The sequence below is a fragment of the Streptomyces sp. NPDC001480 genome (genome assembly GCF_042894725.1).
Classification (GTDB): Bacteria; Actinomycetota; Actinomycetes; order Streptomycetales; family Streptomycetaceae; genus Streptomyces.
The window spans coordinates 473315-492064 of the sequence record NZ_JBIAVX010000004.1 but is presented as its reverse complement, the minus strand read 5'-3'; the positions used below and the strand labels follow the sequence as shown (position 1 = coordinate 492064).

The 18750-nt window shown below is 74.0% G+C and carries 15 protein-coding genes; 6 read left to right on the top strand and 9 right to left on the bottom strand.

What is annotated here, in order from left to right:
- Nucleotides 1-50 precede the first annotated feature (50 nt).
- From ACFY01_RS12495 to ACFY01_RS12485, 3 genes are read right to left on the bottom strand one after another with little or no spacing between them, the layout of a single operon-like run.
- Nucleotides 51-2435 carry a xanthine dehydrogenase family protein molybdopterin-binding subunit gene (locus ACFY01_RS12495; protein WP_390735665.1) on the bottom strand — a complete coding sequence of 795 codons (2385 nt, stop codon included), beginning with the start codon at nt 2433-2435 and terminating at the stop codon, nt 51-53.
- Nucleotides 2435-2989 carry a (2Fe-2S)-binding protein gene (locus tag ACFY01_RS12490; RefSeq protein WP_390735664.1) on the bottom strand — a complete coding sequence of 185 codons (555 nt, stop codon included), beginning with the start codon at nt 2987-2989 and terminating at the stop codon, nt 2435-2437. The genes ACFY01_RS12495 and ACFY01_RS12490 overlap by 1 nt, the downstream gene beginning before the upstream one ends.
- The gene (locus ACFY01_RS12485) at nt 2989-3879 is read right to left on the bottom strand and encodes an FAD binding domain-containing protein (protein ID WP_390735663.1); all 891 of its coding nucleotides are present in this window, start codon (nt 3877-3879) and stop codon (nt 2989-2991) included. The genes ACFY01_RS12490 and ACFY01_RS12485 overlap by 1 nt, the downstream gene beginning before the upstream one ends.
- Nucleotides 3880-4179: 300 nt before the next feature.
- On the opposite strand from ACFY01_RS12485, the gene ACFY01_RS12480 reads away from it, so the two are divergent.
- From ACFY01_RS12480 to ACFY01_RS12470, 3 genes are all read left to right on the top strand, one after another.
- Nucleotides 4180-5853, top strand: a complete 1674-nt coding sequence (locus ACFY01_RS12480; RefSeq protein WP_390735662.1) for a PucR family transcriptional regulator — start codon at nt 4180-4182, stop codon at nt 5851-5853.
- A 138-nt stretch (nt 5854-5991) separates the two neighbouring features.
- Nucleotides 5992-6774 carry a hypothetical protein gene (locus ACFY01_RS12475; protein WP_390735661.1) on the top strand — a complete coding sequence of 261 codons (783 nt, stop codon included), beginning with the start codon at nt 5992-5994 and terminating at the stop codon, nt 6772-6774.
- 179 nt (nt 6775-6953) lie between these two features.
- Nucleotides 6954-7478 (top strand): DUF2231 domain-containing protein, encoded by a 525-nt coding sequence (locus tag ACFY01_RS12470; protein WP_390735660.1) that lies wholly within the window; start codon nt 6954-6956, stop codon nt 7476-7478.
- Between the two features lie 606 nt (nt 7479-8084).
- Here ACFY01_RS12470 and ACFY01_RS12465 read toward each other — a convergent pair.
- Nucleotides 8085-8903 carry a GntR family transcriptional regulator gene (locus ACFY01_RS12465; RefSeq protein WP_390735659.1) on the bottom strand — a complete coding sequence of 273 codons (819 nt, stop codon included), beginning with the start codon at nt 8901-8903 and terminating at the stop codon, nt 8085-8087.
- A 154-nt stretch (nt 8904-9057) separates the two neighbouring features.
- Here ACFY01_RS12465 and ACFY01_RS12460 point away from each other — a divergent pair, with 154 nt between their 5' ends.
- On the top strand, nt 9058-9891 hold the full coding sequence (locus ACFY01_RS12460; RefSeq protein ID WP_390735658.1) for a (2Fe-2S)-binding protein: 834 nt from the start codon (nt 9058-9060) through the stop codon (nt 9889-9891).
- Nucleotides 9892-10213: 322 nt separating this feature from the next.
- The gene (locus tag ACFY01_RS12455; RefSeq protein ID WP_390735657.1) at nt 10214-11269 is read left to right on the top strand and encodes a DUF2637 domain-containing protein; all 1056 of its coding nucleotides are present in this window, start codon (nt 10214-10216) and stop codon (nt 11267-11269) included.
- 108 nt (nt 11270-11377) lie between these two features.
- Here the strand turns inward: ACFY01_RS12455 and ACFY01_RS12450 are convergent, their stop codons facing one another.
- The 4 genes from ACFY01_RS12450 to ACFY01_RS12435 all read right to left on the bottom strand — a co-directional run bounded on the left by ACFY01_RS12450 (nt 11378) and on the right by ACFY01_RS12435 (nt 16749).
- Nucleotides 11378-11827: an ATP-binding protein gene (locus ACFY01_RS12450; protein WP_390735656.1), complete on the bottom strand. Its 450-nt coding sequence runs from the start codon at nt 11825-11827 to the stop codon at nt 11378-11380.
- Nucleotides 11828-12157: 330 nt separating this feature from the next.
- Nucleotides 12158-13900, bottom strand: a complete 1743-nt coding sequence (locus tag ACFY01_RS12445) for a pyruvate dehydrogenase (RefSeq protein WP_390735655.1) — start codon at nt 13898-13900, stop codon at nt 12158-12160.
- Between the two features lie 28 nt (nt 13901-13928).
- Nucleotides 13929-15395 (bottom strand): protein phosphatase 2C domain-containing protein, encoded by a 1467-nt coding sequence (locus ACFY01_RS12440; RefSeq protein WP_390735654.1) that lies wholly within the window; start codon nt 15393-15395, stop codon nt 13929-13931.
- A 4-nt stretch (nt 15396-15399) separates the two neighbouring features.
- Nucleotides 15400-16749, bottom strand: a complete 1350-nt coding sequence (locus ACFY01_RS12435; RefSeq protein WP_390735653.1) for an SGNH/GDSL hydrolase family protein — start codon at nt 16747-16749, stop codon at nt 15400-15402.
- Nucleotides 16750-16917: 168 nt separating this feature from the next.
- On the opposite strand from ACFY01_RS12435, the gene ACFY01_RS12430 reads away from it, so the two are divergent.
- Nucleotides 16918-17289: a PPOX class F420-dependent oxidoreductase gene (locus tag ACFY01_RS12430; RefSeq protein WP_390735652.1), complete on the top strand. Its 372-nt coding sequence runs from the start codon at nt 16918-16920 to the stop codon at nt 17287-17289.
- On the opposite strand, the gene ACFY01_RS12425 is transcribed toward ACFY01_RS12430, so the two are convergent.
- Complete coding sequence (locus tag ACFY01_RS12425) at nt 17286-18689, bottom strand: AlkA N-terminal domain-containing protein (protein ID WP_390735651.1); 1404 nt, start codon at nt 18687-18689, stop codon at nt 17286-17288. The genes ACFY01_RS12430 and ACFY01_RS12425 overlap by 4 nt on opposite strands.
- Nucleotides 18690-18750 lie beyond the last annotated feature (61 nt).

The window sequence follows — 18750 nt, the reverse complement described above, 5'->3', positions numbered from 1 at the left end:
GACGGCCCGAGGCGAACAAAGGGGCCCGGGGGGACGAAGCCCCCCGGGGGTCACGCGGTTCCGGTGAGGTGCTCGGGCCGGACCGGTGTGCGGTTCAGCTCCAGCCCGGTCGCGTTCCGGATCGCCGCGAGGACGGCCGGGGTCGACGACAGGGTCGGGGCTTCGCCGACGCCGCGCAGCCCGTACGGGGCGTGGTCGTCGGCGAGTTCGAGGACGTCGACCGGGATGGTCGGCGTGTCGAGGATGGTCGGGATCAGGTAGTCCGTGAAGGAGGGGTTTGTGACCTTCGCCGTCTTCGGGTCGACGATGATCTCCTCCATCACCGCGATGCCCAGGCCCTGCGTGGTGCCGCCCTGGATCTGGCCGATGACCGACAGCGGGTTGAGCGCCTTGCCGACGTCCTGCGCGCAGGCCAGCTCGACGACCTTGACAAGGCCGAGCTCGATGTCGACCTCGACGACGGCGCGGTGCGCGGCGAAGGAGTACTGGACGTGGCCGTTGCCCTGGCCGGTGCGCGGGTCGAAGGGCTCGGTCGGGCGGTGCCGCCATTCGGCCTCGACCTCGACGGCCTCCCCCTCCAGCACGTCCACCAGGTCGGCGAGGACCTCGCCCGCGTCGGTGACGACCTTGCCGCCCTCCAGGAGCAGTTCGGCGGTGGCCCAGGCGGGGTGGTACGAGCCGAACCTGCGGCGGCCGAGTTCCAGCACCTTCTCGCGCACCAGCTCGCAGGAGTTCCTGACGGCGCCGCCGGTGACGTACGTCTGGCGGGACGCGGAGGTCGAACCGGCGCTGCCCACCTGCGTGTCGGCCGGGTGGATGGTCACCTGGGCGACGCCCAGCTCGGTGCGGGCGATCTGCGCGTGGACGGTGACGCCGCCCTGGCCGACCTCCGCCATCGCCGTGTGCACGACGGCGACCGGCTCGCCCGCGACGACCTCCAGGCGGACCTTCGCGGTGGAGTAGTCGTCGAAGCCCTCGGAGAAACCGACGTTCTTGATGCCGACCGCGTAGCCCACACCGCGTACGACGCCCTCCCCGTGCGTGGTGTTGGACAGACCGCCGGGCAGCTGCCGTACGTCGGCGCCCTCGCTGCTCTCCCACTGGCGCTCCGGCGGCATGGGCATCGCCTTGACCCGGCGCAGGAGTTCGGCGACGGGGGCGGGCGAGTCCACCCGCTGCCCCGTGGGCATGATCGTGCCCTGCTCCATGGCGTTGAGCTGTCGCAGCTCCACCGGGTCCATGCCGAGCTTCTTCGCCAGTTTGTCCATCTGCGCCTCGTAGGCGAAGCACGCCTGGACCGCGCCGAAGCCGCGCATGGCGCCGCAGGGCGGGTTGTTGGTGTAGAGGGCGATGGCCTCGATGTCGACGTCGTCGACCCGGTACGGGCCGATGCCGAGGGAGGAGGCGTTGCCGACCACGGCCGGGGAGGATGACGCGTACGCGCCGCCGTCGAGGACGATCCGGGCTTTGACGTGCGTCAGCCTGCCGTCCTTCGTGGCGCCGTGCTCGTAGTACAGCTTCGCCGGATGGCGGTGGACGTGCCCGAAGAAGGACTCGAAGCGGTTGTAGACGATCTTGACCGGTTTCCCGGTGCGCAGGGCCAGCAGGCAGGCGTGGATCTGCATCGACAAGTCCTCGCGGCCGCCGAAGGCACCGCCGACGCCCGACAGGGTCATCCGGACCTTGTCCTCGGGCAGACCCAGCACGGGTGCGATCTGGCGGAGGTCCGCGTGCAGCCACTGGGTCGCGATGTAGAGGTGGACGCCACCGTCCTCCTCAGGCACGGCGAGGCCGGACTCGGGGCCGAGGAAGGCCTGGTCCTGCATGCCGAAGCGGTACTCGCCCCTGACGATCACGTCCGCCCGCCCGGCGGCCCGAGCCGCGTCGCCGCGCACGATCGGCTGACGGTGGACGATGTTCGGGTGCGGGACGTGGCCGATGTGGTGGTCGGTGCGGTTCTCGTGGACGAGGACCGCGTCCGGGGCGGTCGCGGAGGCCTCGTCGGTGATGACGGGCAGCTCGCGGTACTCGACCCTGATCTTGGCGGCGGCGCGGCGGGCGGTCTCCGGGTGGTCGGCGGCGACGATGGCTACGGGCTCGCCGTGGTGGCGGACCTTGCCGTGGGCGAGTACCGGGGTGTCCTGGATCTCCAAGCCGTAGTTCTTCACGTCGGTCGGCAGGTCGTCGTACGTCATGACGGCGTACACGCCCGGCGTCGCGAGGGCCTCGCCCGTGTCGATGGAGACGATCTCGGCGTGGGCGACCGTGGAGCGCAGGATCTGGCCCCAGAGCATGTCCTCGTGCCACATGTCGGACGAGTACGCGAACTCGCCGGTGACCTTGAGGGTGCCGTCGGGGCGGAGGGTCGACTCGCCGATACCGCCCTTGGTCGGGGTGCCCTGGGTGAGCTTGGTGGGAGCGCCGTTGGTGGGCATCAGACCGCCTCTCCCTGCCGGGCGGCCGCCAGGCGGACCGCGTCCATGATCTTCTCGTAGCCCGTGCAGCGGCACAGGTTCCCCGACAGGGCCTCTCGGATGTCCTCGTCGGTCGGGTCCGGGTTGCGCTCCAGCATCTCGTCGGCGGCGACCAGCAGGCCCGGGGTGCAGAAGCCGCACTGGACGGCGCCGGCGTCGATGAAGGCCTGCTGGATCGGGGAGAGCGCCGCGCGCGGGGACGAGCCCGTGCCCTCGCCGGCCTCGGAGTCGGTGCCCTCGGCCCGTGACGTACCGCGGGCACGCTGCCCGGCGTGGTCGGCCAGTCCCTCGACCGTGACGACGTCCCGGCCCTCCACCTGACCCGCCGCCACCAGGCAGGAGCACACGGGCACACCGTCGAGCCGGACCGTGCAGGACCCGCACTCTCCCTGTTCGCAGGCGTTCTTGGACCCGGGCAGGCCGAGCCGCTCGCGCAGCACGTACAGCAGGGACTCGCCCTCCCACACGTCGTCGGCCTCCTGCGGGCGTCCGTTGACGGTGAAGTTGACACGCATTACGCGACTCCCTCCGAGGTGCGGCGGGTGCCGCGGTACGACTCCCAGGTCCAGGTGAGCGTCCGGCGGGCCATCACGCCGACCGCGTGGCGGCGGTAACTCGCGGTGCCCCGGACGTCGTCGATCGGGTTGCAGGCGGCGGCGCACAGGTCCGCGAACCGCTTGGCGACCGACGGGGTGATGATCTTTCCGTTGTCCCAGAAGCCGCCCTCGTCGAGCGCCGCGTTCAGGAACTCCTCGGCGGTCTTCGCGCGCACCGGGGTGGGCGCGGCCGAGCCGATGCCGGTGCGGACCGTGCGGGTCCCGGGGTGCAGGGCGAGCCCGAAGGCGCAGACCGCGATGACCATGGCGTTGCGGGTGCCGACCTTCGAGTACTGCTGCGGGCCGTCGGCCTTCTTGACGTGGATCGCGCGGATCAGCTCGTCGGGCGCCAGGGCGTTGCGCTTCACGCCGGTGTAGAACTCGTCGATCGGGATCAGCCGGGAGCCGCGCACGGACTCGGCCTCGACCTCGGCGCCCGCCGCGAGCAGCGCGGGGTGGGCGTCGCCGGCCGGGGAGGCGGTGCCGAGGTTGCCGCCGACGCCGCCGCGGTTGCGGATCTGCGGGGAGGCGACCGTGTGCGAGGCGAGGGCCAGGCCGGGCAGCTCGGCGCGCAGGTTCTCCATGATCTTCGTGTAGGGCACCGAGGCACCCAGCCGCACGCTGTCCTCGCCGACCTCCCATTCGTAGAGATCACCGATGCGGTTGAGGTCGAGGAGGTACTCGGGCCGGCGGTGGTCGAAGTTGATCTCGACCATCACATCGGTGCCGCCCGCGATCGGCACAGCGGTGGGGTGCTCGGCCTTCGCGGCGAGCGCCTCCTCCCAGCTGGCGGGGCGAAGGAAGTCCATGACCGGCTCTCTTCCTGGTCTCGAGGTCATACGGGTTCGAGCCAGATCGGGTGCGGCGGGCCCGGCTCGTTCATGTGGTGTTCACGCTGAACGCGCCCAGTACACAGCGCTGTGCTCCGACGGGGTCAGTCACGGAAACCATGAAGGAGTTACCTGGCCACGGCGGGCATCTTGTAGATTCGTATGAACGGAGGCTCTCGGTAACCTCTTCGTTTTTCCGAGGAAACGCCAGGGGAGCCGCGCCCTACGGGACGCTCCGGGATTCATCGTAGATTTCGAGACAGAGAACGGCGGACGAGAATGCGGCTGCGCGCACTGCTGGACACCGATGCGCTGGGCCTGCGGCTGCTCGGCGGCGAGGACGAGCTGGACCGCACCGTCCGGGGCGTGATGACCACCGACCTGCGCGACCCCAGCCGCTACCTCTCCGGCGGCGAGCTGGTGCTGACCGGGCTGGCCTGGCGCCGGGACGCCGCGGACTCCGAGCCGTTCGTACGGATCCTGGTGCAGGCCGGCGTGGCCGCGCTCGCCGCCGGCGAGGCCGAGCTCGGGGACGTCCCGGACGACCTGGTCGTGGCCTGCGCGCGGCACCGGATGCCGCTGTTCGCCGTCCACGAGTCGGTGGCGTTCGCCACCATCACCGAGCACGTCGTGCGGCAGGTCTCCGGCGAGCGGGCCGGAGATCTCGCGGCCGTGGTGGACCGGCACCGCCGGATGATGACCGCCGGCCCGGCCGGCGGCGGCCCGGACGTCGTCCTGGACCTGCTCGGCTCGGACCTCGACCTGCGGGCCTGGGTGCTGTCGCCGGCCGGGCGCCTCATCGCCGGCCCCAAGACCGCGGGCCCGGCGCTGCCCGCCGAGACGTGCGGCCGGCTGGCCGCCGAGCACCTGGCCGCCGTGCGCACCGGCCGCCGGGGGCCGCACCGGCTCACGCTGGGCTCCACGACGTACTCCCTCTTCCCGATCCGCAGCAGCAGCCGCTCGCCGCAGGCCGCCCGGGACGTACGCGAGACGGTGCTGTCGGACTGGCTGCTGGCCGTCGAGGCCGACGCCGGGGACTGGCCCGGGGAGCGTCTGGACCTGTTGCAGGGCGTCACCCAGCTGATCGCCGTGGAACGGGACCGGCGGGACGCGGCCCGCACGGTACGGCGCAGGCTCGCCCAGGAGGTCCTGGAGCTGGTGCAGACGGGTGCGGCACCCGCCGAGATCGCCGCCCGGCTGAGGGTCGCGGCGCCCGTCCTGCTGCCCGGCCTCGGCGCCGCCCCGCACTGGCAGGTGGTGGTGGCCCGGGTCGAGTGGGAGGGCGGGGACGTCGAGGGCGGGCCGGTGGCCCAGTCGCTGCTGGAGGAGATCCTGGTGGACCCCCAGGCGACCGGCCCCGAGCCCTCCGACCGGATCGCCGTCGCGCACACCGGTGACGAGGCGATCGCGCTGGTGCCGTTCCCGGCCGTGTCCGCCGAGCACGACGGCTCCGAGGCGGGGATACTCGCCGACGCGCTGCTGGAGTCCGTACGGGCCCCGCTGTCGGCCGGGCTCGAGGACGACGGGCGGGTCACGCTCGGCGTCAGCGCGGCCGTGCACTCGGCGGAGGGGCTGCGCGGGGCGCTGGAGGAGGCGCGGCACGCGCGGCGGGTGGCGGCGGCCCGGCCGGGCCGGGTGTGCGCGGCGGGCCACCAGGAACTGGCCTCCCATGTGCTGCTGCTCCCCTTCGTCCCGGACGACGTCCGCCGGGCTTTCACCGCGCGGCTGCTGGACCCGCTGCGGGACTACGACCGCCGGCACCGGGCCGAGCTGATCCCGACGCTGGAGGCCTTCCTCGACTGCGACGGCTCCTGGACGCGCTGCGCGACGCGGCTGCACCTGCACGTCAACACGCTGCGGTACCGGGTGGGCCGGATCGAGCAGTTGACGGGGCGTGACCTGTCCCGGCTGGAGGACAAGCTCGACTTCTTCCTGGCACTGCGGATGAGCTGAGTGCGGGAAGCGGTCGCGGAGGAGATCACTCCCGTCACTTTGTGAAAAGTTTCACCCAGCCCCTTGGCCCGGCACGCCGATCGGTGCTGGAATGCGGCCACCACTCACAAGCTCGATGGCGTGCTCGGGGAGGGCAACGTGGCGCATTCCGCCATGTCTGGTAACGGAACGACCGCCGGTGACGATCCCCTCCAGACCGCGGTATGGCGGTTGCGCTCGCGGGCCTGCTGGGCCGACGCGGCGGCCCTGCTCCCGCCGGACAGCGCGACCGCCGCGCTCCAGCGGGCCGGGCTGTTCGTCGAACGGTGCCTGTACACCGAGCGGGGGTGGGAGGAGGCCGAGGACGCGCTGCGCACCGCCGAGGCGCTGGCGGGTGGCGACGAGGAACGCGGGGCCGCCGCCTGCGAGCGCGGGCAGCTCGCCTACGCGGCCACGCTGCACGGGGTGCGCGACCGGGCCGACGAGGCGCGGGCCGCGCTCGGGCGGGCCGCCGCGCTGATCGCGCCGGACGCTCCCGGGCGGGCCCTGCTGGACTTCCGGCGGGGGCTGCTCGCCGAGAACCTGGCCCGCTCCCCGCAGGCGGCCCGCGCCGCGTACCGCCGCGCCCACGCGGGCGCCGCCGCGCACTCCGATCCGCTGCTGCTGTCCTTCACCTGGCGGCACCTGGCCGGACTCGCCCTGCGGGAGGGGGAGCTGGCGGAGGCCCGGCACGGCTTCGCCGAATCCCTGCGTATCCGTGAGGAGCTCGGCTACCTGGTCGGCACCGCCCCGGCGCTGGCCTCCCTGGCCGACACGGAGACCGAGCCGGAGGCAACGCGTCTGCGGGACGAGGCCCGGCGGTTGTTCCGGCTGCTCGGTGGTGTGCCGACGTGGCTGGCGCGACAGCTGGCCCCGCCCACGCCGGGGGCGGCCACGGCGTAGGCGCCTTCGGTGTGAACGGCCTCGTCCTCGGACTCCCCGGCAGGGGGCGCCCCGGACGGGCCGCACCTCGACGCGCCGTGCCGTTGGCGCCGGGCGGCCGCGGCCTGAGCGGCAACCCAGAGGAAACTGAGAGGTTCCTGTGCCAGGCTGGCGCGCCCGACCGGCGGAGGAACCCCCCGATGAGCCTTGTCAACGGCCTGCCCGCGCACGTCCTGCTCGTCCATGTCGTCGTCGTACTGGTCCCGCTGACCGCGCTGGCCCTGGTGGCCTGCGCGGTATGGCCACGGGCCGCCCGGCGCCTCGGCCCGCTGCTGCCGCTGCTCGCCCTCGTCTCGCTCGTCGGCGTGCCGCTGACCACGCAGGCCGGCGAGTGGCTGGAGCGGCACGTCGACAGCAACGCCCTGGTACGGCGACACGCCGAACTGGGCGACGGGCTGCTGCCCTGGGCGCTGGGCCTCTTCGTCCTGGCGACGGCCGTGTGGTGGGCGGCCCGAAGCTCGACCCCCGCGGCCGGGACCGGCACGCCGGAAACCGCCTCGGCGGGCACCGGCCGCTGGTCCGCCCTGCCCGTGCGGACAGCCGTGGCGGTGCTGTCCCTGGCCGTGGCCGCGGGCGCGGTCGTGGACGTCTACCGCATCGGAGACTCCGGCGCGAAGGCGGCCTGGCACGACGGCTTCTCGAAGACGGCCAGCGACGGCAACTGACCGACCGGCCCCGCTCGCGACCGACGACACTTCGGCCCACACCGACCGCCGGCCGGCCCTGCCCGTCCGGATCGCCGTGGCCATACCGTCGCCGGCCACGGGCGACGGCCCTGCCGGACCAGGGCCCGCCCTCATAACCCCGCCCGCGACCGACGACGCTCCGGCCCACACCGACCGGCGGCCGGGCCTCCGGGCGGATCGCCGTGGCGGTGCTGTCGCCGGCCACGGTCGTCGGCGTCCACCGCATCGGAGGTCCCGGCGCGAAGGCGGCCTGGCACGACGGCTTCTCGAAGACGACCAGCGACGGCAACTGACCGACCCGGCGCCGCCCACCCCGGCCCGCGACCGACGCTTCGGCGGACACCGACCGCCGGCCGGGTCTCCGGGCGGATCGCCGTGGCGGTGCTGTCGCCGGGCGCGGTCGCCGGTGTCCAGCGCATCGGAGACCCTTGGGCCGACACCGACCGCCGGCCGGGCCTCCGGGCGGGTCGTCGTGGTCATGCCGTCGCTGGGCTCGGGCGTCGGCAGCTGGCCGGCCAGGGCCCGCGCACTCCCGCCCGTGGCGGGCGTCGTGCGGTGGGCGGCTCGCGTCCCGGTTCGGGCCGTTCAGGCCGCGCCCGTGAAGTGTTCCCCCACCAGCGACCGTACGACGGGCAGGTCACGTGCGATCAGCGCGTCCAGGAGGGCCTTGTGCTCGGCCGCGTCCGCCAGGAGGTCGGCGCGGGCGGGGCGGGCGGGGCCGCCGACCAGGGGCCACTGGGCCCGCCGGTGCAGGTCCTCCGCGATCTGGACGAGCTGCTCGTTCCCGGAGAGGGCCAGCACCGCCCGGTGGAAGGCCCGGTCGGACTCCGCGTACGTCGCCCGGCAGCCGGAGGACGCCGCGCGGACCGTGCCCTCGGCCAGCGGCCTGAGCTCGGCCCAGCGCTCCACGGGCACCGTGCGGGCGAGCCGCAGCATCACCGGCACCTCGATCAGCGCGCGCACCTCGGCGAGTTCCGCGAGTTCCCGCGCGCCCCGCACCACGACCCGGAACCCCCGGTTGGGCACGACCTCCACCGCGCCCTCGATCGTGAGCTGCTGCATGGCCTCCCGCACAGGCGTCGCGGAGACCCCGAACCGTTCCCCGAGGGCGGGCGCGGAGTACACCTCGCCGGGCTTCAGGTCGCCCCCCACCAGCGCGTGGCGCAGGGCGTCGAGGATCTGGCCGCGGACCGAGGACCGCTGCACGGCGGGCCGGGAGTCCGGGACGGACGGCTCGCCGTGCGTGTGCTCGCCGCGCGCGGCCGGGGAGGCAGGGGCGGCCGGGGTGCCGCGCTCACGGTCCACGTCCCGCGAACCGGGCTGCCGGGGTACCCGGACGTCCGCCCGGAGCCCCCGGAGGTCCTCGGTCCCCGTGCCGCCGGAGTCCTGCACGCCCTGCTTCACGGGGTCCTCCTCCGGCTTGTCGGCACTTGGGGTCATTACGACGGGTTGTTACTCGTCCGTCAAGCACATTAGGCGCAAGAAGCGACAGTTCAAACTTGACCCGAGAGCGGGTAAGGTAAGCCTTACCTTTGATACTTCCGATCGGTGGTCACCCATGCCCGTCCCGGCCTCGCCCCTCTCCGACGCCTACGCCCGCCTCACCGAGGCCTACCCGGGCCTGGCCGTCACGGAGCTGGGCCCCGAGGACCCCGCCCCCAGGGGCGGCGACTGGATCCGGGCCGCCTCGCTCGCGCAGGGCGGCGCGGGCCTCGCGGACTTCCTGGCCTGGGACGAGGCCCAGGTGCTGCGGGACTACGGCCGGCGGGCCCGGCCGGACGTGGTGGCGAGCTTCGGACTGCACCGCTACGCCTGGCCCGCCTGCCTGCTGATCACCGTGCCGTGGTTCCTGCACCGGCGGGTGCCGCGCCTGCCCGCGGCCCAGGTCTCGTACGACCGCACCGCCGGCCGCATGGCCGTCCGCGCCGCCTCCTTCGCCTGCCTCCCCGACGACCCGGCGGCGGCGCTGCCCGGCGCGGTCGTGGTGCCGGACGAGGAGGCGCTGCGGGACCGGGTGCGGGCGGCGGTGGCCGAGCACCTGGAGCCCGTGCTGGCCGGGTTCGGGCCGCGGATGCGGCGGCGCGGGCGGGCCCTGTGGGGCATGGCGACCGACGAGCTGGTCGAGGGGCTGTGGTACGTCGCCCACCTGCTCGGCGAGCAGGACCGGGCCGTGCGGGAGCTGGAGCTGCTGCTGCCGGGCGCGACCCGGCCCTACGTCGGCTCCGCCGCCTTCCGCACCCTCACCGGACCGGACGGCGAGCCGCTGCCCACCCGGGACCGGGCGAGCTGCTGCATGTTCTACACACTCCGCCCCGAGGACACCTGCGCCACCTGCCCGCGCACCTGCGACACCGACCGCGTCGCCAAACTGCTTGCCGCCACTGCCGCTTGATGCCCCCTCAGGTACGCAGCGGTCCCCGCGTCCACTAGGATCGCGGCGGCCGGAACACCGGTGCGCCTCCCATCCGGGGACAGCGGGGACAGTGAATTCACAACTTCCTCACCTGCCGCGGGAACTTTCCCAGGAACCATCCGTACCGGTACTCTTATTCGAACTCAACTCCCGCCCCTCAAGCGGCAGTTCGAGCAGAACGCCGCCCTGGGCATCCCCTTGCACTTCCTTGGCGGCCTCTTGCCCCGAAACCCCCTGAGGGCCGGTGGGGTTGGGCCACTATGGCGGGCGTTACGCCCTATCCCAATGCAAGGGACCCCAGATGAGACTGACCGACATATCGCTGAACTGGCTGCTTCCCGGCGCCGTACTGCTCCTGGGCATGCTGGCGGCGGTTGCGGTGCTCGCGCGCGGCAAGCGCTCCTCGGGGGAGAGCGCGAGCGCGGACGACTCGTGGGAGCGCAGCGAGGAGCGCCGCAGGCGCAAGGAGGCCATCTACGGCACCGCCTCCTACGTCCTCCTGTTCTGCTGTGCGGCGGTCGCCGCCGCCCTCTCCTTCCACGGCCTGGTCGGCTTCGGCCAGCAGAACCTCGGCCTGACCGACGGCTGGGAGTACCTGGTCCCGTTCGGCCTGGACGGCGCGGCGATGTTCTGCTCCGTGCTCGCGGTGCGCGAGGCCAGCCACGGTGACGCGGCGCTCGGCTCCCGCATACTCGTATGGACGTTCGCCGGCGCGGCCGCCTGGTTCAACTGGGTGCACGCGCCCAGGGGCATCGGTCACGCGGGCGCCCCGCAGTTCTTCTCCGGCATGTCGCTGTCGGCGGCCGTGCTGTTCGACCGCGCCCTGAAGCAGACCCGCCGGGCCGCGCTGCGCGAGCAGGGCCTCGTGCCGCGTCCGCTGCCGCAGATCCGTGTCGTGCGCTGGCTGCGGGCCCCCCGCGAGACCTACAAGGCGTGGTCGCTGATGCTCCTGGAAGGCGTGCGCAGCCTGGACGAGGCGGTCGAGGAGGTCCGCGAGGACCAGCGCCAGAAGGAGCAGACACGCCAGCGCCGCCGCGAGCAGCAGCGGGTGGAGCGTGCCCAGCTGAAGGCGATCAGCCGCGGCCACCGGGGCTTCGTCGGACGCGGCGGCGGCCGTCAGGTGGAGGTGCAGGCGGTGGAGCGCGGCTCCGCGCCGGCCGCCGCCGAACTCACCGCGGAGCCTGCCATATCCGCGCCGGAGCAGCTGCCCGTACGCTCACGGCCGTCCCTTGAGCCGGTGCGCAAAGGGTCCGACCCCGTGACGGTCGACCTGACCGCGGAGGACGACACCATGGCGCTGCCGCGCCTGGACTCCCTGGAGCGCAAACTCAAGGACCTCGAGCAGCAGTTCGGCTAGGTTGCGGTCGCGAGCAGGCCGGAAGACGGCCCTCTCGCGAAGCGGTCCGGCCGGGACCGGACGCCACGGGACGGGGGCGTGACCTTCAGGGTCACGCCCCCGTCCCGTTCACGCGGCCTCCGCGTCGAGCTCGAACCAGACCGACTTCCCCACCCCGTGCGCCCGTACGCCCCACGCGTCCGCGAGGGACTGCACCAGCAACAGGCCCCGGCCGTGCGTGCCGTCGTCGGCGTCCGGCACGCTGAGGCGGGGTCTGCGGGCGACGAAGTCCCGTACCTCCACGCGCAGTCCGTGCGGTTCGACCACGGCCGTCAGGACGGCGTCGTGGTCGGTGTGCACGAGCGCGTTGGTGACGAGTTCGCTGGTGAGCAGTTCGGCTATCTCGCAACGCCCCGGCTTCCCCCAGTGCCTGAGGACTTCGCGCAGTGCCCTGCGGGCCTCGGGCACCGCCCGCAGGTCCGCCCGTCCCAGTCTCCGCCTCAGCTGGGGCGGTCGCGTCCGTTCCGTGTTGTCGGCATCTTCCCCCGCCTGCTTCGCCGAGGAGGCCCCGATGACCACGGGACCGCCCCCTCGTGCCTGCCTCTTCATGTCCCCCGCCCGCACGCCGTTGCCGTTGCCCCTCCTGGTCGAACACGTTCACGGGGATCCATGCCCCATGTGCCGGTGGGCAGTCATGCCGGGTCGGCGACGACCACCGGTTCGGCCACGGGTCCAGCGCGCCTGAGACGCGGCTCGAGCACCGTGGCAACCGCGTTCCGGGCGAATGGGCCGCCGCAGTACGTCACGGGCGTCCCGTCACACCGGAAGGAGTGCACCCGCTTCCCGTCCCGGCGACCGCGGCCGGCCGCGCGAATCTGGCCGGAATCCACCGGTCCCCGGAGTGGCCGGTCAGGGCCGGGGTACGTTGCGCAGGTTGGAGCGCGCCATCTGGAGCATGCGGCCCACTCCGCCGTCCAGCACCATCTTCGACGCGGACAGCGCGAACCCGGTGACCATCTCGGCGCTGATCTTCGGCGGGATGGACAGCGCGTTGGGGTCGGTGACGACGTCGACGAGGGCGGGGCCCTTGTGCTGGAAGGCCTCCTTCAGCGATCTGGCGAGCTGCTTGGGCTTCTCGACCCGGATCCCGAAGGCGCCGCAGGCGCGGGCCACGGCGGCGAAGTCGGGGTTGGTGTTGGCCGTGCCGTGCGCGGGCAGGCCCGCGACCAGCATCTCCAGCTCGACCATGCTGAGCGAGGAGTTGTTGAAGAGCACGACCTTCACCGGCAGGTCGTACTGCACCAGGGTCAGGAAGTCGCCCATCAGCATGCTGAACCCGCCGTCCCCGGACATCGACACCACCTGGCGGCGGCGGTCGGTGAACTGGGCGCCGATCGCCATCGGCAGCGCGTTCGCCATGGACCCGTGCGAGAAGGAACCGATCACGCGGCGACGGCCGTTGGGCGAGATGTAGCGGGCGGCCCACACGTTGCACATTCCGGTGTCGACCGTGAACACGGCGTCGTCGGCGGCGAGTTCGTCCAGTACGGCGGCCACGTACTCGGGATGGATCGGCACGTGCCTGTCCACCTTGCGGGTGTAGGCCTTGACGACCCCCTCCAGCGCGTCCGCGTGCTTCTTCAGCATCCGGTCGAGGAACCGCCGGTCGTCCTTGAGCCGCACCCGCGGGATCAGGCAGCGCAGGGTCTCGCGTACGTCGCCCCACACGGCCAGGTCCAGCCGGGACCGGCGGCCCAGCACCTCGGGCCGCACGTCGACCTGGGCGATCCGCACGTCGTCCGGGAGGAAGGCGTTGTACGGGAAGTCGGTGCCGAGCAGGATCAGCAGGTCGCACTCGTGGGTGGCCTCGTAGGCGGCGCCGTAGCCGAGCAGTCCGCTCATGCCGACGTCGTACGGGTTGTCGTACTGGATCCACTCCTTGCCGCGCAGGGCGTGTCCGACCGGCGACTTGACCTTCCCGGCGAACTCCATCACCTCGGCGTGCGCGCCGGCCGTGCCGCTGCCGCAGAACAGGGTGACCCGGCCGGCCTCGTCGATCATCCGGACGAGTTCGTCGATCTCGGCGTCGCCGGGCCGGACGGTGGGCCGGGAGGTGACGAGGGCGGCCGAGGCGGCCTTCTCCGGGGCGGGCCGGTCGGCGATGTCACCGGGCAGGGACACGACGCTCACCCCGCTGCGGCCCACCGCGTGCTGGATCGCGGTCTGGAGCAGCCGGGGCATCTGCTGGGGGCTGGAGATCAGCTCGCTGTAGTGGCTGCACTCGGTGAACAGCCGGTCGGGGTGGGTCTCCTGGAAGTAGCCCAGGCCGATCTCGCTGGACGGGATGTGCGAGGCGAGGGCGAGGACCGGGGCCATGGAGCGGTGGGCGTCGTACAGCCCGTTGATGAGGTGGAGGTTGCCGGGGCCGCACGAGCCGGCGCAGGCGGCCAGCTTCCCGGTCACCTGGGCCTCGGCGCCGGCCGCGAACGCGGCGGTCTCCTCGTGGCGTACGTGGATCCAGTCGATCGCGGAGTTGCGGCGTACCGCGTCCACGACCGGGTTGAGGCTGTCGCCGACGACGCCGTACAGACGGCGCACGCCGGCCCGGACGAGGATGTCGACGAACTGCTCGGCGACGTTCTGCTTGGCCATGGTTTCCATCAATCCACAGCGGCGCCGGTTACGCCTCCCACACGGCGGCCACCGTCCGGTCGTCGGCGTAGCCCTTCACCCTCACCTGGGTGTCCCCGAGGAACGCGGCGAGACCGGGCGCGGTGCGGCCGGACCAGCGTCGTGCCAGGTAGGCGCAGAGGGCGGCCTCGCCGCGCAACGGGTCGGCGAGGCCCGCGGTGCACATCAGCAGAGCGTCACCCGGTCGGGCGACGGAGGTGCGGAAGCGGAAGGGTTCGCGGGGCGGCTCGGGGGCCGGCTCGAAGGGGCTGGGAGGTGTCGGGATGCCGAAGTCCATGGTGAGCCGGTCGCCCTCGGGCGTCTCGGCCGGCGGCGAGCCGAAGCCGACGACGGGCTCGCCGGTGGCGGATGCGGCGGCGACCTGTGGCTCTATGTCCTGCCACTCGCCGCCGCGCAGCCGGAACAGTCCGCCCGCGCCGACGCCGAAGAACACACGTGTACGGCAGTCGGGGTGGGCGGGCAGCAGCAGGCAGCGCAGGGTGGCCGTGTACTCCTCCGGGTCGATGCCCTGTTCGGTGGCGCCGGCGCGGAGCTTGCCGAGGCTACGGTCGGTGAGCCGGTGCAGGCCGGACTTGAGGTCGCCGCGACGGCCCGCCCGGATGTCCTCGACCAGGCGTGCGTGGCTGCGCCCCACGGCCCGTCCGATCCACTGGCAGGCCTCGGCCGCCACCCGGTGCGCCTGGGGTGTGGCCCGGGCCCCGGTCGCCATCGCCACCAGCACCAGAGCCTGCTCCCCGCTGCCGAACCGCGCGGTCAGCAGCGAGTCGCGGCGCGGCTCCCCCCTGAACCGGGCGGAGTCCCCGCGCACGGAAGCGGCCCGCAGCGTGCAGGGCCCGTAGCGCGCCCCGTCCAGCACGGTGTCCGCGACCAGCTCGTCCAGTTCCTCCGGGTCGGCGGCCGGCAGCGCGGTGGGCTCGGGATCGTAGGTCGGCGGGCCGGACCCGACGTAGTCGACTCCGGCGGGGGGCGGTGGCAGGGCGGGCAGATCCAGGTGGGTGACCGGGTGGACGGCCTCGGGCTCCGGGGCGGCGGGGGCCGCGGCCGGTTTCGGCGGTACGGAGGGGCGCGGCGGCGCGGACGCCGCGGGGCTCTCCTCGCGCGGCGGTCCGGTGTACTCCGAGGGCTCCGCGGCCTCACCCGCGGGCTCGAACCCCGGCGGCCGCGGACCGGGGGGAACCACGGCCGGGGACGGGGGTGTGGCGGGGGGCGGTCCCCAGGGAGCGCCTTGCGACGGAGAACCCCCGGCCGGAGCGGCGGCGCGCTGCGCGGGGACCGTGCCCTCGGCGGGCGGCGCCGACGGCGCGGTTCCCGTGCCGACCGCGCCCGCCGCCGAGGCGAACCGGTCGTCCAGGGACTCCGCCTCGGCCGTGGGACCCGTGTCCGGGGTCGGGTCGTCGTACAACTGCCGCCACCAGTCGTCCTCGTGACGGATGGGCTTGCCCCCCTGCTGGTTCATGCCCCTAATTGTCCACCGCGCGGGCCGTGTGAAAACGGGGCATCCGGAAAATCCGGCGCATCTTCTCGTCTCGAACGGCGTGCCGAGTACTCCGTCGAACGGCCGTACGGGGCACTGGAGTTGCCGATGGTGTTCGTCGTAGCAGGGCGGCCAGGTCGACCGAGTCGGCCAGCGCCCGCGCGCCCTCGTCGTCGAAGTGCAGGTGGTCGCCGCAGTCGTAGGCGGGCAGGATCCGCCGCGGCCGGTCCGGGTCGCGGACGGCCGCGTCGAAGTCGGCGACGGCGTCGAAGGCGCCGCTCGTCCGGATGAACGCGTTGACCTGCTCCCGCACGGTCTCCCGTGCCGCCGTGAAGGTGCCGTGGCCGCCGAACGGCGTGAGGGTGGCCCCGACGACCCGGATCCCGCGGGCGTGCGCGCGGGCCACGATCGTCCGGTAGGCGTCCTCGAAGGCAGGGACGTCACCGGACTGCGGGGTGCCCTTGATGATGTCGTTGATGCCCTCCAGCACGATCAGCGCCCGCACCCCGGCCCGTGCCAGGGCGTCGTCGTCGAGCCGGGTCAGGGCGCCGGGGCCGGTGCCTTCGCGGAGCAGGCGGTTGCCGGCGATCCCGGCGTTGAGGACGCCCGGGCGGTGGCGCGGGGGCAGTGCGCGCAGGCGTTCGGCGAGCCGGTCGGGCCAGCGGCGGTTGGCGTCGGGGGTGGTGCAGGTGCCGTCGGTGAGGGAGTCGCCGAACGCGACGACGCTGCCGGCGGCGGGGCCGCGCACGTCGACACCGGTGACGTAGTACCAGTGGCTGGTGGCCACCGGATACGCGCCGCCGTCCTCGTCGGCGGCCACAGCGTCGCCGTCGTCCCCGGGGGCGACATAGCCGGTCTGGAGGGCGGTGCGGTGGTAGGTGGCGGGGCCGGCGGCGGTGGGTGTGCGGACCGTGACGAGCAGGTCGGCGGCGGCCGGTGCGGCCAGCGGCACCGGGTCGGTGACCAGGTCCCGGCCCGGCGGCACGGTGACGGTCGGGGCGCCGTCGAAGGTGGCGGTGCGCATCGTGCCGGGCACGGCGTCCGGGCCGTCCGCCCGGCGCAGGGCGACCGTGACCGCGCCGAGCCTGAGGGGCGCGGTGCCCAGCCGGTTGCTCAGGCGGACCCGCAGCACCCGCCCGCCGACGCTGAGGTGCACCACGTTGCGGATGGTGGCGCCGGGCACCGCGGACGCGGTACCGGAGGGGGCGGCCTCCCAGCTGCCGGTCCAGGCGGGCCGCGCGTGCGCCTTCGCGGGTACGGCGGGACCGGCACCGGGCGCCGTCGCGCCCGCCAGCGTCAGCAGCGCCGCCGCGAGGATCCGCCAGGAGTCGACCATGTGCGCCCGCCTTTCCGCAGATCCGCCGGAGGCGAAGGTGTCACACACGGAACGGACGCTGACGGAACATCACCGACGGACCACCCGCACGGCCGAACCCGGAACAGGCCGACAGCCCTAGGTCCAGGAGCCGATGCGCCGGGCGGGCGGGCGTGTTTGGCTGCCGGCATGACCGAATTCAGCGCGGCCGAGCGCGCCTACCTCCGATCGCAGCGGCTGGGACGGCTGGCCACCGTCGACCCGCACGGTCAGCCGCAGGCGAATCCCGTGGGCTTCTACCCGCAGGACGACGGCACCATCCTGATCGGCGGCCATGCGATGGGCCGCAGCAAGAAGTGGCGCAACCTGGAGCAGAACCCCAAGGTCGCCCTCGTCGTCGACGACATCGTCAGCGTGGACCCCTGGCGGGTCCGCGGTGTCGACATCCGCGGGGAGGCCGAACTCCTCATCGGGCCGCACGACTTGGGCCCGCACCTCAGCGAGGAGGTGATCCGCGTCCATCCCCGGCGGATCCACAGCTGGGGGCTGGAGGAGAGCTAGGGACCGGGCTCCCCCGCCACCGCGAGGTGCTGGACGGCGTACGACCGCCAGGGCCGCCAGTCGTCCGGGAGGTCGGTGCCCGGCGGGGCCACGTCGGGGTCGCCCAGGGCGCGGGCGCGGACGACGGCGACGACGGCCGGGTCGAGGCCGGGCAGGGCGAGCAGTGCCGCCTCGGTGGCCTCCCGGTCGGCACCGGGGTCCAGTCGTACGGTGCCGTCGGCGAGCGCGGCGGCCAGCGCGCCCAGGGTGCCGTGCGGCTCGGCCTCGGCGAGTACGGCGGGCTCCGGGAAGAGGTGGGTGAGGCTGCCGCAGGGGGCGTCCAGCGCCTTGCCGTACCGCTGGACGAGACACTCGGCCTCCGCCCGCCCCACCAGCGCCCGCACCGCGAGCTCGGCCGGGTCGGCGGTGCCGGGCGAGCGCAGGCCCGGCCGGGCGGCGACCAGCGGGGCCAGCCGCGGGTCGGCGCCGAGCCGCTCGTCGACCGCGTACGGGTCCGCGTCCAGGTCGAACAGCCGCCGCAGCCGCTGTACGGCGGTCGTCAGGTCCCGCAGGTCGGTGAGGTGCAGCCGGGCGTCGAGCCAGCCGCCCGGGTGGGCGCCCGGCCCCGTCCTCGGCGCGCCCGTGCGCTCCTCGACGGCGACGATCCCGGTGCCGTACGGCAGCCGCAGCGTGCGCCGGTGGGTACGGCGACCGGGCGGGCCGCTCACCTCCTCGACCCCGGGTACGGCCTCCCGCTGGAGCAGGTCGAAGACGGCGGCGGACCGGTACGGCCCCCGGTACGCGAGCCGCAGCGGGATCCCGGCACCGGGGGCGGCGGCCCGTCGGCCCCGGCCCGAGCCGCCGGGCGCGGCGGCCCGCAGCCCGCTCGGCGTGGCGGCGTACACCGCGCGGATGGTGTCGTTGAACTGCCGCACACTGGCGAACCCGGCCGCGAACGCGATTTCCGTGACCGGCAGTTCGGTGGTCTGGAGCAGCACCCGCGCGGTGTGCGCCCGCTGCGCCCGGGCCAGCGCGACGGGGCCGGCGCCGAGCTCGGCGGTGAGCTGCCGCTGGACCTGCCGCGCGCTGTACCCCAGCCGCGCGGCGAGCCCGGCGACGCCCTCCCGGTCCACCACGCCGTCGCCGATCAGCCGCATCGCCCGGCCCACGGCGTCCGCGCGCACGTTCCACTCGGCGGACCCGGGCACGGCGTCCGGCCGGCACCGCCGGCACGCCCGGAACCCCGCCCCCTGCGCGGCGGCGGCCGTCGCGAAGAACCGCACGTTGTGCCGCTTCGGCGTCACCGCCGGGCAACTGGGCCGGCAGTAGATCCCGGTCGTCTCGACGGCGAAGAAGAACTCCCCGTCGAACCGCGCGTCCCGGCTGCGAACGGCCTCGTACCTGGTGTCTTCGTCCGTCATGCCATCCAGTGTGGGCGAGGACGGCGGCTCACGACTGGCGGAAATCGGACATGAGCCTCAC

What these genes read in the sequence shown, in the direction of transcription:
- ACFY01_RS12470 (WP_390735660.1), top strand. Translation starts at nt 6,954, where the DNA reads ATGAGCCTTGTCAACGGCCTGCCCGCGCACGTCCTGCTCGTCCATGTC.
- ACFY01_RS12425 (WP_390735651.1), bottom strand. Translation starts at nt 18,689, where the DNA reads ATGACGGACGAAGACACCAGGTACGAGGCCGTTCGCAGCCGGGACGCG.
- ACFY01_RS12435 (WP_390735653.1), bottom strand. Translation starts at nt 16,749, where the DNA reads ATGGTCGACTCCTGGCGGATCCTCGCGGCGGCGCTGCTGACGCTGGCG.
- ACFY01_RS12490 (WP_390735664.1), bottom strand. Translation starts at nt 2,989, where the DNA reads ATGCGTGTCAACTTCACCGTCAACGGACGCCCGCAGGAGGCCGACGAC.
- ACFY01_RS12460 (WP_390735658.1), top strand. Translation starts at nt 9,058, where the DNA reads ATGCCCGTCCCGGCCTCGCCCCTCTCCGACGCCTACGCCCGCCTCACC.
- ACFY01_RS12445 (WP_390735655.1), bottom strand. Translation starts at nt 13,900, where the DNA reads ATGGCCAAGCAGAACGTCGCCGAGCAGTTCGTCGACATCCTCGTCCGG.
- ACFY01_RS12480 (WP_390735662.1), top strand. Translation starts at nt 4,180, where the DNA reads ATGCGGCTGCGCGCACTGCTGGACACCGATGCGCTGGGCCTGCGGCTG.
- ACFY01_RS12485 (WP_390735663.1), bottom strand. Translation starts at nt 3,879, where the DNA reads ATGGACTTCCTTCGCCCCGCCAGCTGGGAGGAGGCGCTCGCCGCGAAG.
- ACFY01_RS12430 (WP_390735652.1), top strand. Translation starts at nt 16,918, where the DNA reads ATGACCGAATTCAGCGCGGCCGAGCGCGCCTACCTCCGATCGCAGCGG.
- ACFY01_RS12440 (WP_390735654.1), bottom strand. Translation starts at nt 15,395, where the DNA reads ATGAACCAGCAGGGGGGCAAGCCCATCCGTCACGAGGACGACTGGTGG.
- ACFY01_RS12455 (WP_390735657.1), top strand. Translation starts at nt 10,214, where the DNA reads ATGAGACTGACCGACATATCGCTGAACTGGCTGCTTCCCGGCGCCGTA.
- ACFY01_RS12495 (WP_390735665.1), bottom strand. Translation starts at nt 2,435, where the DNA reads ATGCCCACCAACGGCGCTCCCACCAAGCTCACCCAGGGCACCCCGACC.